At 56.8% G+C, this 15,062-nt stretch carries 13 protein-coding genes; 12 read left to right on the forward strand and 1 reads right to left on the reverse strand.

Translation table 11 applies throughout. The annotated features are described in order from the left end of the window. The first annotated feature begins 7 nt into the window (after nt 1–7). The 9 genes from QCD60_RS11745 (at nt 8) to QCD60_RS11785 (ending at nt 11,441) form a co-directional block, all read left to right on the forward strand. Nucleotides 8–3,439 carry a PilC/PilY family type IV pilus protein gene (locus QCD60_RS11745; protein WP_279785452.1) on the forward strand — a complete coding sequence of 1,144 codons (3,432 nt, stop codon included), beginning with the start codon at nt 8–10 and terminating at the stop codon, nt 3,437–3,439. Nucleotides 3,440–3,467: 28 nt separating this feature from the next. Next, a complete protein-coding gene (locus QCD60_RS11750; RefSeq protein WP_279785454.1) occupies nt 3,468–3,923 on the forward strand; it encodes a type IV pilin protein in 456 nt (151 codons plus the stop codon). 310 nt (nt 3,924–4,233) lie between these two features. Continuing rightward, complete coding sequence (gene pilV, locus QCD60_RS11755) at nt 4,234–4,737, forward strand: type IV pilus modification protein PilV (protein WP_279787916.1); 504 nt, start codon at nt 4,234–4,236, stop codon at nt 4,735–4,737. After that, nucleotides 4,734–5,567, forward strand: coding sequence for a PilW family protein (locus QCD60_RS11760; RefSeq protein ID WP_279785456.1), 834 nt, complete (start codon nt 4,734–4,736; stop codon nt 5,565–5,567). Before pilV ends, QCD60_RS11760 begins: the two co-directional genes overlap by 4 nt. 3 nt (nt 5,568–5,570) lie before the next feature. After that, a complete protein-coding gene (locus QCD60_RS11765; protein ID WP_279785458.1) occupies nt 5,571–6,161 on the forward strand; it encodes a hypothetical protein in 591 nt (196 codons plus the stop codon). A gap of 13 nt (nt 6,162–6,174) precedes the next feature. Beyond that, the gene (locus QCD60_RS11770) at nt 6,175–10,299 is read left to right on the forward strand and encodes a PilC/PilY family type IV pilus protein (protein WP_279785460.1); all 4,125 of its coding nucleotides are present in this window, start codon (nt 6,175–6,177) and stop codon (nt 10,297–10,299) included. Next, a complete protein-coding gene (locus QCD60_RS11775; protein ID WP_279785463.1) occupies nt 10,296–10,517 on the forward strand; it encodes a hypothetical protein in 222 nt (73 codons plus the stop codon). The genes QCD60_RS11770 and QCD60_RS11775 overlap by 4 nt, the downstream gene beginning before the upstream one ends. Next, complete coding sequence (locus QCD60_RS11780; RefSeq protein WP_279785465.1) at nt 10,510–10,920, forward strand: type IV pilin protein; 411 nt, start codon at nt 10,510–10,512, stop codon at nt 10,918–10,920. Before QCD60_RS11775 ends, QCD60_RS11780 begins: the two co-directional genes overlap by 8 nt. Nucleotides 10,921–10,925: 5 nt before the next feature. Next, nucleotides 10,926–11,441 carry a GspH/FimT family pseudopilin gene (locus QCD60_RS11785; protein ID WP_279785467.1) on the forward strand — a complete coding sequence of 172 codons (516 nt, stop codon included), beginning with the start codon at nt 10,926–10,928 and terminating at the stop codon, nt 11,439–11,441. Nucleotides 11,442–11,499: 58 nt separating this feature from the next. Here the strand turns inward: QCD60_RS11785 and rph are convergent, their stop codons facing one another. Then, a complete protein-coding gene (gene rph, locus QCD60_RS11790) occupies nt 11,500–12,270 on the reverse strand; it encodes a ribonuclease PH (RefSeq protein WP_279785469.1) in 771 nt (256 codons plus the stop codon). 194 nt (nt 12,271–12,464) lie between these two features. Between rph and QCD60_RS11795 the strand changes: the two genes are divergently transcribed. From QCD60_RS11795 to QCD60_RS11805, 3 genes are all read left to right on the forward strand, one after another. After that, the gene (locus QCD60_RS11795; protein WP_104153198.1) at nt 12,465–13,328 is read left to right on the forward strand and encodes a YicC/YloC family endoribonuclease; all 864 of its coding nucleotides are present in this window, start codon (nt 12,465–12,467) and stop codon (nt 13,326–13,328) included. A 171-nt stretch (nt 13,329–13,499) separates the two neighbouring features. Further along, entirely contained in the window at nt 13,500–14,711 is a 1,212-nt protein-coding gene (locus tag QCD60_RS11800) for a site-specific integrase (RefSeq protein ID WP_279785471.1), read from the forward strand. Nucleotides 14,712–14,813: 102 nt separating this feature from the next. After that, nucleotides 14,814–15,002 (forward strand): hypothetical protein, encoded by a 189-nt coding sequence (locus tag QCD60_RS11805; RefSeq protein ID WP_279785474.1) that lies wholly within the window; start codon nt 14,814–14,816, stop codon nt 15,000–15,002. Nucleotides 15,003–15,062 lie beyond the last annotated feature (60 nt).

Below are 15,062 nucleotides of genomic sequence, written 5' to 3' on the forward strand. Positions count from 1 at the left end.
GGGGAAGATGAAACGATCGAGTTCACTGCGCCAGCGGCTGGCGGCACTGGCACTGGGCCTGCTCTGTGGCGCATTGCCGCTGCGCGCGGCGCTGGCCTCGGTGGATATCTCCAGCACGCCGCTGCTGCTGGGGACCACGGTGGCGCCCAATATCATGTTTCTGCTCGATGACTCCGGCTCCATGCAGTGGGAGTTCATGCCCGACTCTGATCTGTATTACTCCTACTACCTGTTCCCGCGGCCAGACAGTGTTTACGGCGGGGATACCTATACCAATCAGGTGCCGTCCTTCAGTGACGACAACCTGTCCAGCGTGCATGACCGCTCACCGCACAATAATGCGGTGTTCTATAACCCCTATATCACCTATACCCCGTGGAAAGCCTATACCGGCAGCTCCATGGGCGATGCTTCACCGACTGCTGCCTATTACAACCCCAGCAACACCTCGGCCGGCACTCTCAACCTGACCACCCAGCAGAGCCAGAAAGCGTACTGGTTCTACAGCACCACCAGCCGCTCCTCGGCGTACTACGCCACCAGTTGCGGTTCGGGAAACAACCGCTCCTATAACTGCGCCATGTCCTTCTACCCCATCACTTTTTATATGTACAAGGGCAGTGGCAGCGTTGAGACCATCTCCAACTACATCCGTTATCAGATTCGGGGCTCCAGTGCTTACAAGAAAGACCTGAGTGGCACTACCGAGTCCAGCGTCACCTCTTTCACCTGGGGAACTATTACCCGCACGGTGCTTGAGGAGCGGCAGAACTTCGCTAACTGGTTCCAGTACTACCGCTCGCGTATTCTGGCCGCCCGTGCCGGCGCCAGCATTGCCTTTGCCAGCCTCGGCAGCAACTACCGGGTGGGCTTTCGCACCATCAACGGCGGAACGACCCAGTACATACCCACCTCCGGTACCTTCTCCAGTACCAACAAGCAGAACTTCTACACCAACCTGCTGACCTCCACCATTGGCACCAGTGGTACGCCACTGCGCAGTGCCCTGCAGTGGGCGGGGGAATACTATTCCGGTAATAAGTCAGGGGTGACCGACCCGATGACACCGACATCGGTCAGCTGCCGGCAGAACTATGCGATCCTGACCACCGACGGCTACTGGAACGGTTCCCTCAGCAGCACGGTTGGCAACGCCGATAACAGTGCGGGCTCGAAGATCACCAGTGCCGACGGCAACACCAGCTATACCTATGCCGCGGTGGCGCCCTATAAGGATGACTACAGCGATACCCTGGCGGATATCGCCATGACCTACTGGAAAAAGGATATCCGCACCGATCTGGCTAACAATGTCACTACCTCTACCAATGACCCGGCGTTCTGGCAGCATATGGTGACCTTTGGCATTTCCATCGGTGTCAGTGGCTCGCTGGACCCTGATTCTGATCTCAGTGCGCTGACCGCCGGCACCAAAAGCTGGCCCAATCCGACTAGCTCCGATGAATACAAAATCGATGACCTGTGGCACGCCACGGTCAACAGTCGCGGTACGTTCGTGGCGGCCTCCAACCCGGAAGAATTTGCCGAGGCGCTGCAGGATGCCCTCGCCACCATTGCCAGCCGCACGTCCACCAACGCCAGCCTGACCAACAACGGCAACGCGCTGGAAACCGACTCCATGCTGTTCCAGCCGCGTTACTATTCGGGCGACTGGACCGGTGATCTGTGGGCTTACGATGTGTCCGACTCCAGCGTGGACCCGGTGATCAGCTGGAAAGCATCAAAGAACGTACCCAGCTACAGCACGCGCAATATTGTGCTGGGCGGTGGCAGCACCTACACCACGGTGGATTTCAAGTGGAGCTCGCTGGCCACAGCACAGAAAACGGTGCTGGGCAGCGAGGCCGTGGTCAACTATCTGCGTGGCAATACCGCCAGCGAAATCAGTAATGGCGGCTCCTATCGCAACCGCAGCACGGTGCTGGGTGATTTCGTCGACTCGAATCCGTTCTATCAGGATGTGCCTTCTAAGAACTACTACCGCTACCATTGGACTGGCGCCAGCAGTTACAGCGCCTTCAGAACCGCCAATGCTGCGCGTCAGGATATGGTCTATGTCGGTGGCAACGATGGCATGCTGCACGGCTTTGCCGCCAGTGGCAGCAGTGCCGGCAAGGAGCTGCTGGCCTACATTCCCAGTGAGATGCTGAGCAAGTTGCCTGATCTCACCAGCAGCAGCTATACCCACGAATACATGATGGACGGCGATGTCACTGTGGGTGATGCCTATATCAGCAGCAGCTGGAAGTCAGTTCTGGTCGGCAGTACCGGTCGTGGTGGCAAGTCCCTGTTTGCCCTCGATGTGACCGATCCGACCAGCTTCTCAGCCAGCAAGGTGCTGTGGGAATACACCGATACCGATCTGGGCCAGTTCCTCGGTACGCCGGTGATTGCCCGCCTGAATAACGGGACGTGGGCTGCTATTGTTGGCAATGGCTACAACGGCACCAGCAATACGGCAGAGCTGCTGGTGATCAATCTGGAAACCGGGGCGCTGATCAAGAAAATCGATACCGGCATCGGCACGGCCGCTGATCCTAACGGGCTGGCCAGCGTCGCCGGTTACGACAGTGACCGGGATGGTAACTTCGATTACTTCTACGCTGGCGACCTGTACGGCAATATCTGGAAGTTCGATCTCAGCAGCACCAGTACCAGTGACTGGGGGCTGAGCTACAGCAGTAAGCCGCTGTTCACTGCGGAATATACCGATGGCAGCAGTGACACCCGGCAGCCTGTCACGGCCGGGCTGGCTCTCAGTGTCGACTCCTCCTCCGGCAGTCTGTGGGTATTCTTTGGCACCGGCCTGTATCTCGGCACTTCTGACCCGGACAGTAAGAATGTGCAGGCTATTTATGGCATCAGCGATACCGGCACGGCATTCAGTGATAACAGCAACCTGCTCAAGCTGAAGATTCAGGATGAATACACTAACAGTGACGGCCTGATGGTGCGCTCGGTGGTGATCGCCAGTGGTCAGAGCAGCAAGACCAGCACGCGGGGCTGGTATCTCAACCTGATTTCGCCCAATAACGGCAATGAGGGTGAGCGGGTGATTTATACCCCACAGATGCTGCGTAACTACCTGGTGGCCACGACCCTGATCCCCGATGACGATGACTGCTCACAGGGCGGCAGCAGCTACACCATGGGTATTTATCCCTACATGACCAGTGCCTCCACCAGTAGCAAGAACGGCGTCTTTGATATCAACAACGACGGCACGGTGGATGCCAGCGACAAGATCAACAGCAGTCAGGTCGGCAGCGGTATTGGCTCAAGCACCGCCACCTCCAATGGTTCACTGGTCGGTAACAAGCTCTACAGTTCTGATAACTCCGGGAACGTCAGCTCCTCTGATGTGGATACCTATACCAATCTGGGGAAAACCTCCTGGCGTGAGATCCGCAACTACTAACCTGCAGCGATAACGAAGTGAGAGGACGATGAAGCGAAACAACAGGTCTGTTGCCCCGGTACGATCCGGTCAGGCGCGGGGGTTTACCCTGATCGAGATGATGATCGTGGTGGCGGTGATTGGCATCCTGGCTGCCATCGCCTATCCCAGTTATCAGCGCTACGTCACCGAAAGTCGCCGCTCCGCCGCCGAAGCCTGCCTGTCGCAGTACGCGCTGTATATGGAGCGTTTTTATGCCACCAACCTGAGCTATGCCGAGACCAGCTCCGGCACAGCAGTCAGCCTGCCCACCCTTGACTGCTCTACTGAGCTGTCCAGCTATTACACCTTCAGCCTGTCTGCCGTGGCCAGTCGCAGCTATAGCCTGGAGGCCGCACCGCAAAGTACTCAGGCCAGCAATGACAGCGCCTGCGGCACCCTGTCGCTGGATGAAACCGGCGCCAAGGGGGCCTCGGGCAGCTCTGGCAGTAGCTGCTGGAAATAACGTATCACCGGCTGGTCCCGGCGCTCAGTCGTGACCAGCCAGTAGCGATGGATTGGCTGCTCTGCCACGATGCATCGCGACCCCGCCAATGATTCCCCTTCTTCTGCCATTCACAGAAGTGCTGCTTAGCCTCTGTGGCGGGCAGCCGCTACTGACTTAGGTCCGGTTGCAAACACAGTAAGCGCTTTGTAAAGTGGCTGTGTTGCCATAATAGCTCCAAATTTTTCGACTTGTTTCAGTCTCCGCAACACTAACGTGCAGCCCGACAAGACTCCCGCGCCTCTCTGCACTTTTCCCTGGGGGATGGATGATGATCCGTCATCGAAGTGACCATAGCGCGCTCCCGGCTACTCTGCCTTCTTGGCAACGGGGGGTCGGTATGTTGGAAGTGTTAATCACCCTGCTGGTGCTGGCTGCGGGTTTGCTTGGTTCAGCCGCACTGCATCTGAATACCCTGCGCGAATCTCAGCTGGCCAATCAGCGTGGTCAGGCCGTCACCCTGGCTCAGGATATTTCCGGCCGGCTGTTGGGAGATCGCGGCAATATTGCTACCTATAACAATTTCGACAGCCAGACCGGCGGCAGTTGCACCAGTTGCACCGATGCCCAGCAGGCACTGGCCGACTGGAAAACCCGGGTGGAGGCCAGCCTGCCCTCTGGCCGTATTCAACTGAGTAACACCGGCGGCAACCTGTATCAGGTACGCATTTACTGGGATGAGAACCGTAGCGGTGTCACCGGCCTCAACTGCAACAAGGAAGAATGGGATGAGAGCACGGACATGGCCTGTTATCAGCTGATGGTGCAGTTATGAGCCTGATGAGAAGCCAATCGCTACAGCGTCAGCGCGGTGTAACACTGGTTGAGCTGATGATCTCTCTGGCACTGGGGGTGGTACTGGTGCTGGCGGCGACCGATGTGATGCTGAGCGGTCGCCAGACCTATATCAGTATCTCGGCTTCAGCAGGCATTCAGGACAGTGCCGGTTATATCCAGTCACTGCTGCGCACCCAGATCAATCACGCCGGTTTCACCTCTAACCCGGTGAAATCCCTGAGCACGGAGTTTGCGGCCGATACCGCGGCTTCCTCCACTTCGGGGGGGATTGCCTGGTCTGCCGCGCAGGTGGTGTCCGGCGTTCGCAGTACCACTATTACCGGCAGTCCCGATATGTTGTATGTCCGTCTGCAGGGCAACAGCGATGGCAGCACCCTCGACTGCCTTGGCCAGAGCGTCGTCAGTGGCGATACGGTGGTGATGAAACTCTACATGGCCAGTGATCTGGCGCTGTACTGTACCGTCAGTGGCCACGATACCAATACCAAGAATCAGACCCAGTCGCTGGTGCAGGGCATCGAAGGGATGCGCCTGCTGTTTGGGGTGGACAGCGATGAAGACAACGCCATCGATAAGTGGCTGCAGACTACCCAGCTGGCGGCTGCGTCCACCACTGACAAGACCCACATTGCGGCGGTGCGGGTTGGGCTGATTATTAGCTCGACGGTGTCGACCGATCAGGGCTCCAGTGCCAAGACCTTCTCGCTGCTTGGCAGCAATGTCACGACGGCTGTCAGCAGTCGTATGCGCCAGGCGTTTGAGAACACCTTCTGGCTGCCCAATGTTGCCCTGATGCGGGAGAGCTGAGTAATGACCACACCAAGAGTCCTGACGCATAACCTGAGAGCCGGTCGGCAAAGGGGCGCTGCGCTGCTGGTCTGTATCGTGATGATGGCGCTGCTGATGGTGATCGGCATCAGCGCCTATCGCATGACCAACCTGACGCAGAAGATGGAAACCAACGCCGAGGATACGCAGCTGGCAGGCATTCTGGCAGAAAGCTCCCTGCAGGAGGCGGAGTCCTATATCAGCTCGGACAATGCCATCCTCACCACCAAGCTTGGTCACGGCAAATATAACGTCAGCGACAGCGACACCCCCAAATGGAAGGTAGTCACCGGTACCCAGAGTAGCAATCAGAATGTCTGGGAGACCACCGATGCTGTGCTGACCTACAGTCAGTCGGTACAGGGCATTGATAATCGTCTGCGTACCACGCCGGTGTATATCATCGAAGAGCTGCCGGAACCGGAACAGTTCAAGATTGAGAACAGTCAGGTGGAAGGCCACGGCCTGCGTGAGCGGATGGAGTTGTACCGCATCACTGCCAAAGGGACCGGGCCATCGCAGGAGCTGGATCGTTATCTACAGTCCAATTACACCCGCATCGTCACTAAATAGCAGGAGCCGCAACATGATGTCGAATCACCGCTGGCCCCTGCTGCTCAGCAGCCTGCTGATCCTGTGCCTGGGCTGGGTCAGCGGCAGCCGGGCCGATACGGCGCCTGCCACGGCACCGCTGGCCAGCTCGGTCAGCGTCAAGCCCAAGATGATGATCCTGCTGTCCAAGGATCATGAGCTGTTCAAAAAAGCCTATCCCGATTACACCGACCTCAACGGCGACGGCGTGCTGGACACCAGTTACGACAACAGCATCGACTACGACGGCTACTTCAACAACAGCAAGTGCTACACCCACAACGGCAACTATTTCAGTATCAGCGGAGCGGCCAGCAACCACCTCTGCACCAGTGCCTGGAGCGGTAACTTCCTGAACTGGGCCACCATGACCCGCATGGATCTGATCCGCAAGGTGCTGTATGGCGGTACCCGTTCCAGCGACCCTTCTTCGACCACTGCAGCGACGGTGCTGGAACGTGTCTATCTGCCTTCGGATACGCACTCCTTTGCCAAGAGTTTCAAGGGCACCAGCGCGGTGGCCGTATCCAAAGTCACGCCTTACAGCTATACCGCTGTGAGCTTGTGCAGTACCTCCAACCAGACTAATGCCAGTGGCAAGGATTACGTGCTGGCGCCGGGTAATACTCCGCTGATCCGGGTGGCCAGTGGCAGCTGGTTATTCTGGGCCACCGGTGAAGTGAACCAGTGTGATTACGGCTCCAATGCCTACCAGCCCAGCAGCGGTACTGATCTGACCATGCGGGTGCAGGTCTGCGACAGCGCCGATGGTCGCAGTGACTACTGCAAGACCTATCCGGCCGGTAACCGCAAGCCTATCGGCCTGTTGCAGACCTATGGCGAGAGCAAGCAGATTGAGTTTGGTCTGATGACCGGCAGTTACTACCGCAATACCCGCGGTGGCGTGCTGCGTCAGCCGCTGGCGGCTTTCAATGACAGCATCAGGGAGGTCAATACCCAGACCGGCCAGCTGCTGTTGCCCAGTAACGGCATGGTCAAGCTGATCAATGATCTGCAGATCATCAAGTACCGTCGTGGTGGCTATACCGACTGTGGCAGCAGTGTGGATCAGGTGTGCTTCAGCTGGGGCAATCCGCTGGGTGAAATGTTTCTGGAAGCATTGCGCTATATCAGTCTGTCCAGCAGTCGCACAGCACAAACGGATTATGCCAGCTCCACGGCGACCAACGATTCCAGTTATCTGGGCTCCAGTGCTTTCAGTGATGTCAGCTGGGGCAGCGATCCCTGGCCTGCCACTCAGAACTGTGCCAGCTGCAGTATCCTGATCCTGTCTTCGGGAGTGAACTCCTTCGACATGGACAACCTGTCTGGCACGGCGCTGGCCAATGTGCCGAGCCTCAGTACCACCACCCTGACCAGCTACGTCAACAGCATTGGCGACAAAGAAGGCATCACCAACAAGAACTTCCTGATTGGCGAGAACGGCAGCAGTACCAATAAATTCTGCGACTCCAAGAAGGTTTCGACGTTGTACGCCGCCAAAGGCATCTGCCCGGATGCACCCGGTAATGCGGGCGGTTATTCTCTGGCCGGACTGGCCTATTATGCCCACAAGAATGACCTGAAAACGGCCGCGAGCGGCACCCAGACGGTCAAGACCTACGGGGTTTCCCTGTCTGAGGCGCTGCCGACCTTTGCCTTCCAGACCAGTGCGGGCAAGATCACTGTGGTGCCCAGCTGCCGCAATGGCAGTAACAACTGCAGTATGAATGATCTGTTTGTCGGCTCGCAGAGCTTTAATAGCAGTGGTCAGCTGATCGCGGCACGTTTTTTTGTCGCCTGGGAAGACCAGCGCTGGGGCTCTGACTATGACATGGACCTGATTGCCGAGGTGAATGTCTGCGCTGGCAGCGCCTGCAGCCCTGCCATTAACAGCGATCAGATCAAGATCACCACCGGAGTGCCGTACAAATACACCGCAGCCGGGATGCAGATTGGCCTCACCGTGATCGGCAGTTCCAATGACGGTACCCAGTGGCTGCAGGATGTACCGGCGTATTACAACGGTAGTATTCAGATCAATAACTGGCAGGACATCGCCACCCTGCAGGTAAAGAGCAACCCGTCACCGGCCTATATCAGTCAGGTCTTCACCGCCTCGGCCAGCAACCAGATCAGTGCGCTGCCTTCACCATTGTTTCTGGCAGCCAAGTACGGCGGTTATAACGATCTGGACAAGAGTGGTGACCCGTCCAATGGCAGTGGTGACAGTCGCGAATGGGATGCCGACGGAGATGGTCAGCCGGACAACTACTACAAGGTCAACAACTTCAGCATGCTGGCCAGTAACCTCAACGCGGTGTTTGCCGAGGTGGCCAAGAGTGTGGGTTACTCCGCGCCGGTCAGTAGCAGCAGTGCGGTGACCAAGGGCGCCCGTGTCTATTTCAGCTCCTACGACAACGTTAACGCCTGGAACGGCAACCTGTATTCGTTCAAGTACAACACCACCGGTCAGCTGCAGCAGGAATGGAATGCGGTACAGCAGCTGCGCAATCTGGACCCGGCCACACGCAATATCTTCAGCTGGGATCCGGATGCCAGGACCGGTGTGGCGTTCTACGCTCCCGGCACCAGTGGTGCCAACTCAACCCTCAGTGCGACGCAGATCGCCAGGCTGACCGCCGCCCTGCCGACGCCGAATGCCAGTATCAATGCCCAGAAGGCGGTGAGCTATTATCGCGGTGACCACAGTAACGAGCTGATCAACGGTGGTACTTTCCGCAGCCGGCTGGATCGCAATGGCGAATCAACCCGCTTAGGCGATATCGTCAACTCCTCGCCCACCTATGTCGGTAGCACCGGGTTCTACTACTCCGATGCCATGGAGGCGGATAAGTACAGCGATTTCGTCAACAGCACCGACTATCAGGGCCGCACCCCGATGGTCTATGTCGGCAGCAACGACGGTGCACTGCATGGCTTCAATGCCAATAACGGTAACGAGCGCTTCGTCTATTACCCCAATGCGGTCATGTCGACCCTCAACCAGATGCTGGACCCCAACAACTACGACAAGGTGCACGCCTTTTCGGTGGATGGCTCACCCACGGCGGTGGATGCCTATTTCAGCAACAGCTGGCACACGGTGCTGAGCGGAGGTCTGCGTGCAGGCGGCAAGGCCATCTATGCGCTGGATGTGTCGGCTACCCGCTTTGGTGATGGTCGCGCCAGTACGCTGGTGATGTGGGAGTACGATGAAACCGTGGACAAGGCTTTGCTGCCCAGCGGCGAGACTAATTCCACGCTGGGTTATACCTTCTCCAAGCCCGCTATCGTCAAGCTCAACAACGGCAAATGGGCGGCGGTGTTTGGCAATGGTTACTACAGTGCGGCGGGCAAGGCGGTGCTCTATATCGTCTATCTGGATGCCATGGGTGATAACAAGTGGAGTGCGACCGATGTGGTGCGCATCAACACCGGCGTAGGCAGTACCTCTGATCTTAACGGTCTGTCGGAGATCGCCCCGATCGACAGCAATGATGATGGTCGTATTGATCTGGTCTATGCTGGCGACCTGAAAGGCAATCTGTGGCGCTTTGATCTCAGCGGCAGCAGCTCCAGCAGCTGGAAAGTGGCCGGTAATGCTCCGGTATTTACTGCCCGCGATGCCAACAACAAGGTACAGCCGATTGTGGCTCAGCCGGAAGTCGGCAAGATTTCCGGTGGCGGCTATATGGTGTTCTTCGGCACTGGCAAATACCACGACAAGGAAGACCTGACGCTGCCCGCTACTGCCCGGCAGAGTTTCTACGCGGTCAAGGATACGCTGGCCGCCTCCCCTATTACGTTGTATCGCGCCAGTCTGGCGGAGCAGACCTATACCGAATTCACCGACAGTGCCGGTGCCAGTTACCGCAGCGTCTCGCAGAATACGGTGTCGGCCAGCAAGTCCGGCTGGTTTATGGACCTGGCCGGTACCAGTGTCGGTGAGCGGGTGATCCGCGGGGCAACACTGACCCGTGGGCGTATTGTTTTCACCACGCTGATCCCTGATCCTGACCAGTGCGGTGGTAAGGAGTTTGGCTGGCGATGGTGGTCAAGGCACAGGATGGCAGTGGATCCAGCAGCCCGGTTTTTGACACTAACAATGATGGTGTGATCGATGCGTCCGACCTGGTCAACAGCGGCTCGAGCAAGCGCTCCAGTGACGGTCTGCGCCAGGATACGTCCGCAGGTGCGCTAGTACTGGATAATGGAAATACACAGTCGGTCATCACCATTGATCAGCAGGGCAACCCCGATACTGTAGAGATGAGTAAAGGGTCTACCTATCGTCAGCAACGGGTGAACTGGCAGGAGGTCTACCCCTATGAGTAAAAGACAGCAGGGCTTTACCCTGATCGAGATGATGATCACGGTTGCTGTCATCGGCATACTGGCGGCGATTGCCTACCCCAGTTACAACAACTACGTGCTGCGCAGCCATCGGGTCGAAGCCGAGGGAGTGATGATGCAGGCGGCGCAGGCTCTGCAGCGCTACTACGGCAATGCCTTCACCTACTATGGGTTTGATGACAGCGCTTATCAGCAGTCACCCACGACGGGAACTGCTCGCTATACCCTGGTGATCAGTGCCGAGGAAGATACGCCGCACGAGTACACGATCACCGCCACACCCGGCAGCAGCCAGAGCAGTGACAGCTGCGGTACCCTGACACTGGATCAGGCTGGCACCAGAACCGTGTCGGGCTCTTCGGCCACCGTGGCGAATTGCTGGTAAACAGGATGAGAAAAGTCAGAGTAGTCAGAGGTTTCACTCTGATTGAGATGATGGTCACCATCGCAGTACTGGCCATTGTCGCCACCATCGCCATTCCCGGCTTTACGCAGATGATGCTGAGCTATCGCACCAGTTCGGATGCGGACATGCTCTATCGTGCCTTGCTGACGGCACGCAGTGCGGCTGTGGATAAGCGCGCCAACGTGGTGGTGTGTCCGTCTGTGGATAATGTCAGCTGTGGCAGCGGCGCCAATCTGGTTATCTTTGTCGATAGCGATGGCAACAGCAAAGTCACTGACAGCAGCGAACTGATCAGTGTGGTCGGGCTGAATGCGGCCACCAGCAACAGTACGGCCATCATCTTCAATCGTAGTGGCGCGGTGCAAAGCAGCGTTGGCAATCAGAGTTTTCTTATCTGCCACGCCAGCAGCAGCAAGTCGGTCTATCGCACTGTCACCGTCAGTCTGAGTGGTCAGGTGACGCAGACCACGTCAACCTATGGCACCAGCTGCCCTACTTAGTACCCAAAAACGACAAAGGGCCGCGGTTGCGGCCCTTCTGTTGTCAGTCTGTAGCAGATCAGCCAGCCAGCGCGGCCTGCTGCAGTGCGCACAGTTCCTTAATGCCCTGCTCAGCCAGCTCCAGCATCTCGTTAAGCTGTGCGCGGCTGTAGGATTCACCTTCGGCAGTACCCTGCACTTCGACAAAGCCACCGTTGGAGGTCATGATTACGTTCATATCGGTCTCAGCGGCGGAATCTTCGTCATAGTCCAGATCCAGCACGGCCTTGTCCTTGTAAATACCCACGGAAACCGCGGCCACCATCTGCTTCAGCGGGTCATGTTTGACGCCGAAGGACTTGTCCTGACGGATGAAGTTGAGTGCATCCACCAGTGCTACGCAGGCACCCGTAATGGAGGCTGTGCGGGTACCGCCATCGGCCTGGATCACGTCGCAGTCTATATTGATGGTATTTTCTCCCAGCTTCTTCATGTCGACCGCAGCACGCAGTGCACGACCGATTAAGCGCTGGATTTCCAGGGTGCGGCCACCCTGCTTGCCACGGGCTGCTTCGCGATCATTGCGGGTGCTGGTCGCACGCGGCAGCATGCCGTACTCGGCGGTTACCCAGCCCTGGCCCTGGCCCTTGAGGAATCGGGGTACGCCACGGGTCACGCTGGCGGTGCAGATCACCTTGGTGTCACCGAACTCCACCAGGACCGAACCTTCGGCGTGTTTGGTGTAATTGCGGGTGATGCGCACAGTGCGCATCTGATCGACGCGACGGCCACTGGGACGCATAAAATCGATACCCAGTTGTTTAAGCTGATCAGACAGAGATGAAGACATGCACAAAGTACCTTGTTGAGCTGATACGGATCACGCAGATTAAGACACCACGGAAGTAAGGTACTGACATCACCCTGCAGGTGACTGCTCTCAGGCAGATGCAGAATCCGTACATTCCATAAGTTCAGGCCCGGCGGGACCGGGTGCTAGAATACCAGATCATCCACCATTACGCAGTGTTCGAGGGACGACAGATGACTCAAAGCATGACCGCCTTTGCCCGTAAGGAAATCCAGCAAGAATGGGGCACCCTGGTGTGGGAGATTCGCAGCGTCAATCATCGTTATCTTGAGCCTATCCTGCGTCTGCCCGACAACCTGCGTGAACTGGAGACCGGCCTGCGGGAAAAGCTGCGCCAGCAACTGTCACGTGGCAAGGTGGAGTGCACCCTGCGCTTTCAGGCGGCTGCCGGGCAGGGGTCGATGGTCATCAATGAGCCGTTACTACAGAGCCTGCTGGACGCCTGCGATCAGGTACAGACGCTACTGCCCAAGGCCGGCAAGCTCAATCCACTGGAAGTGCTGCAATGGCCGGGCGTGCTGCAGAGCAGTGAGCACGATCTGGCCGAGGTACAGGCCGAAGCGCTGGATCAGTTTGATGAAGCGCTGGCAGAGCTGGTACAGGGTCGTCAGCGTGAAGGCGGCGAGCTGGCCCAGCTGATACTGCAACGGCTGACGGCCATGAGCAGCATCGTTGCCAAGGTGCGTGATCTTTTGCCTGCCATTCTTGAACGCCAGCGCCAGCAACTGCTGGACAAGTTCGCAGAGCTGCAGATTGAACTGGACCCCACCCGGCTGGAGCAGGAAATGGTGCTGCTGGCACAGAAGGCTGACGTTGCCGAAGAGCTGGATCGCCTCGATACCCATATTCAGGAAGTGAAACGTGTGCTGCGACAGAGCGGCTCCATTGGCCGCCGTCTGGATTTCCTCATGCAGGAGCTGAATCGCGAAGCCAATACCCTGTCCTCCAAGTCGATTGTGGCTGATACCACCCAGCAGGCAGTGGAGCTCAAGGTACTGATCGAACAGATGCGTGAGCAGGTACAGAATATTGAATAGTTTTCCCTTGCTTTCCAACTCTTTCAGATTATTGACAAAGCCCTGATTTTAAAGGGCTTTTGTTTTTCATCCTGTCCTACCTCGTTTCATCTTGTTTCATCCATGCGGTGAGTTAACTGGTGAGTAATGGCTCTGTATACTCACACCAAATGGTGAGTAAAAGGAGGGCCTATGGCCATGACAGCAAAGCAAGTCGCCGCACTTGCAAAGGCCGGGGAGCCAATACGAAAGTCATACGGTAAAGGGCTGTACTTCGTCGTCCCGGACTCGGGAAGCCCGTACTGGGCGCTAAGGTACAGCGTGGATGGCAAACGCAAGCAGATGACACTGGGGCAGTATGCCGACATGTCACTGGCAGATGCTCGGACAGAAGCGGAAGTCTTCAAGCGCGAACTCCGCCAGGGAGTCGACCCGCTGATTGCCAAACAACGCCAGAAATGGATCGGGATCAGCAGCGTCGATGACTTGTTCCAGGATTGGTACACGAACGACCTGCTCCCCAGACTGAAGCACCCCAATATTCCGGCCAGGATTTTCAACAAAGACATCAAACCCGTCATCGGTGAGCTCAAGATTCATGATGTTACGGCCCTTGATGTTCGAGAAGTCATCCATCGAGTTAGAGACAGCGGGCGTCCAACCGTTGCGAACGACACCCTGGGCTACATGAAGCAGCTCTTCAACCACGCAGTAAAGCTTGAGTTGACCGCAAACAATCCTGCATCACCTTTCACAATCAACGATGCCGGGGGACTCGAAGAATCCCGAGCCAGGGCGCTGAAGCTGGACGAAGTAGAACAAGTATTCAAAGTTTTCAGGAAGCATCTGAACAGCTTTGGCAGAGACAACTACCTGTCATGCTGCCTGTTCCTGGTGCTCGGGAACCGGAAAAGCGAGTTGTGCGAGGCCCCCTGGTCAGAATTTGATCTGGAGCAGTATGTTTGGCACATACCTCAGGAGCGGGTAAAGACCGGAATCCCAATCTCTATACCTCTACCAAGCCAAGCCATGGAGTGGCTGAATGAGCTCAAAGTAAGATCACTGGGTTCTGAGTACGTTTTCCCAGCCAGACGCCGCAGCAAACTGCCCCATATGGGGCCTGACACCCTGAATCGTGCGATCTCCAAGCTGTTTGGACGAGAAGCAGGACGGAAGATCCAGCCACCCAACGTAATGGGCGACATCAAGCACTTCACCGTCCATGATCTCAGGCGAACCTTCAGAAGCCTAGCCTCCTCAGTTGGGACGCCGCGTCACATTGCGCGTCTCTGCACCAACCATCGGCAGGGAGGAGTAGATGGTATCTATGACAGGCATGAGTACTTCGAGGAGCGGAAAGCGGCTCACCAGAAGGTAGCCGATCTGGTCTCGCCATACCTATAGCGGCTTATCCATATGCGCGCAAAGAACACCTAATTTAAAATTATGGTTTCTGTGCGCAAAATGCAGTACATTGTACTGCGCGAGCACATGGTAGGATATGCAATGGCACGGTCTAAAGAAGAAACTTTGTCTATTCGTACATCTAAGGAAATAAAGATGCTACTCAAAGCAGCAGCGGAAAAAGAACATCGTTCTCAAGCCTCTATGCTTGAGGTTTTGATCTTAGATTATGCGAAGCTGCACGGGTTGGTTCTGGGAGATATTCCTCCAACCAACGGTAGTCGTGGATAGTTATAGTAATAGCCCTCAATGTTTCATAACGTACTATTAGTTATGCCGATTGGGCTACAG

The sequence above is a fragment of the Pokkaliibacter sp. MBI-7 genome (genome assembly GCF_029846635.1).
In the GTDB taxonomy this organism is placed as follows: Bacteria; Pseudomonadota; Gammaproteobacteria; order Pseudomonadales; family Balneatricaceae; genus Pokkaliibacter.

What these genes read in the sequence shown, in the direction of transcription:
- QCD60_RS11800 (WP_279785471.1), top strand. Translation starts at nt 13,500, where the DNA reads ATGGCCATGACAGCAAAGCAAGTCGCCGCACTTGCAAAGGCCGGGGAG.
- QCD60_RS11795 (WP_104153198.1), top strand. Translation starts at nt 12,465, where the DNA reads ATGACTCAAAGCATGACCGCCTTTGCCCGTAAGGAAATCCAGCAAGAA.
- QCD60_RS11750 (WP_279785454.1), top strand. Translation starts at nt 3,468, where the DNA reads ATGAAGCGAAACAACAGGTCTGTTGCCCCGGTACGATCCGGTCAGGCG.
- QCD60_RS11805 (WP_279785474.1), top strand. Translation starts at nt 14,814, where the DNA reads ATGGCACGGTCTAAAGAAGAAACTTTGTCTATTCGTACATCTAAGGAA.
- QCD60_RS11765 (WP_279785458.1), top strand. Translation starts at nt 5,571, where the DNA reads ATGACCACACCAAGAGTCCTGACGCATAACCTGAGAGCCGGTCGGCAA.
- rph (WP_279785469.1), bottom strand. Translation starts at nt 12,270, where the DNA reads ATGTCTTCATCTCTGTCTGATCAGCTTAAACAACTGGGTATCGATTTT.
- QCD60_RS11785 (WP_279785467.1), top strand. Translation starts at nt 10,926, where the DNA reads ATGAGAAAAGTCAGAGTAGTCAGAGGTTTCACTCTGATTGAGATGATG.
- QCD60_RS11770 (WP_279785460.1), top strand. Translation starts at nt 6,175, where the DNA reads ATGATGTCGAATCACCGCTGGCCCCTGCTGCTCAGCAGCCTGCTGATC.
- QCD60_RS11780 (WP_279785465.1), top strand. Translation starts at nt 10,510, where the DNA reads ATGAGTAAAAGACAGCAGGGCTTTACCCTGATCGAGATGATGATCACG.
- QCD60_RS11745 (WP_279785452.1), top strand. Translation starts at nt 8, where the DNA reads ATGAAACGATCGAGTTCACTGCGCCAGCGGCTGGCGGCACTGGCACTG.
- pilV (WP_279787916.1), top strand. Translation starts at nt 4,234, where the DNA reads ATGATCCGTCATCGAAGTGACCATAGCGCGCTCCCGGCTACTCTGCCT.
- QCD60_RS11760 (WP_279785456.1), top strand. Translation starts at nt 4,734, where the DNA reads ATGAGCCTGATGAGAAGCCAATCGCTACAGCGTCAGCGCGGTGTAACA.